The 1,361-nt window shown below is 53.5% G+C and carries 1 protein-coding gene; it reads left to right on the top strand.

Going from position 1 to position 1,361, the window contains the following annotated elements; genetic code table 11:
* On the top strand, window positions 1-1,361 hold a 1,361-nt coding region (locus tag DES29_RS12660; RefSeq protein WP_249031211.1), incomplete at both ends, for an IS1634 family transposase.

Here is a 1,361-nt window from a genome sequence, read left to right as displayed (position 1 = left end):
TATCGCAATCGCTGGGATCCGGAAAAGAAACAGTCACGCATTGAGAAACGATGCCATGTCGGGCGTTTGGATCCGCAAACTGGGCAGGTCCATCTCGGGCGCAAATTCCTCACGAATAACCCGGAATACGCCGGCAAGTTTTGGCTTTACGACAATAATCAGCTCATTGAACAAGAGCCGTTCGAGCAGCCGGATACGGACAACGAACCGCAGCCGTCTTGGCGCGGGGAAGATGTCGAACTGGGGTTGACTTGGGCAGCCTGGCAATTCGCTGTGGACCATGGCTTGCTCGAGGACTTACAGGAGACTTTTGGCGAAGATACGGGTACGGAACTGCTTCGCTTTGCCATCTATCGCCTCTGCGGGGAAGACAGCGGCATGATGAATTACGCGGATTGGCTGGCTTTGGTCTGGCTGCCGCAAGCCCAGCCTTTATCGAGCCAGCGCATTAGTGAGCAGCTCGCGGTGGTTGATCAGAGCCTGATGGACCGGTACTTCAAACGTCGACACGACCGTCTGCTAAAAGCACGACAAAAGGTCTCAGCTGCCGATATCCCGCAGTTTTTGGCTTTGGATTCCACCAGCATCAGCACTTACTCAGAGACCATCGCCTCGGCTGCCTATGGCCATGCCCGACAGGATCCTCATCTGCGGCAAGTGAATCTGTCTTTAGGGGTGGATTACGAGACGGGAGATGTCTGCTATGCCTACGAAAGCGAAGGCTCGACTAACGATAAGCAGCTCTATCTGGCTATTGTGCAGCGCATGATCGACCATCAATTTGATCTCTCCAACACCGTGCTGGTGACGGATCGCGGTTATCACAGCTTGATGAACATGCAAAAACTCATCAACCTGGAACTGAAATTCGTCCAAGGTGTAACTCGAGCTGAAGACTCTGTTCGGCGGCTCTTTGATCAGCACCGCGTTTCCCTTGACGATCCTGCTTTTACCGATGGCCGCTTAGAAGTGGCGGCGTACACCACGACAGAAATGTGGCAGGAAGACGGTGCAGCCGGACGCCAGCACATTCACAACACACTGCATTTGTATCAGGACGGGTGTCTGCGGGCCGAGCAGAAACGAGTCTTTCTAAAGAATCTCGATGAAACGATTGACCGTCTCAACCAAGGGAAAAAAGTGGATTCGGAGCAGCTCAGAGAAATGCATCGGTACCTGGTCAAAAAGGAGCCTCAGCACTGGATGCGCAATGCCGCGGCAGTGGCAGATGCGTGCCGCTACATGGGCAACTTTGTGATCCGCACGAACGTCGTCCAGGATCCTTTTATCGCTCTGAGCATTTATCGGGCCCGCAACATTGTCGAACAGAGCTTCCAGCAGTTTAAGAATCAAACTGCTGG

Source organism: Sutterella wadsworthensis (genome assembly GCF_003315195.1).
Lineage (GTDB): Bacteria > Pseudomonadota > Gammaproteobacteria > Burkholderiales > Burkholderiaceae_F > Sutterella > Sutterella wadsworthensis.
Note: the sequence above shows the minus strand (reverse complement) of the source record. Positions and strands in the feature narration are given on the sequence as shown.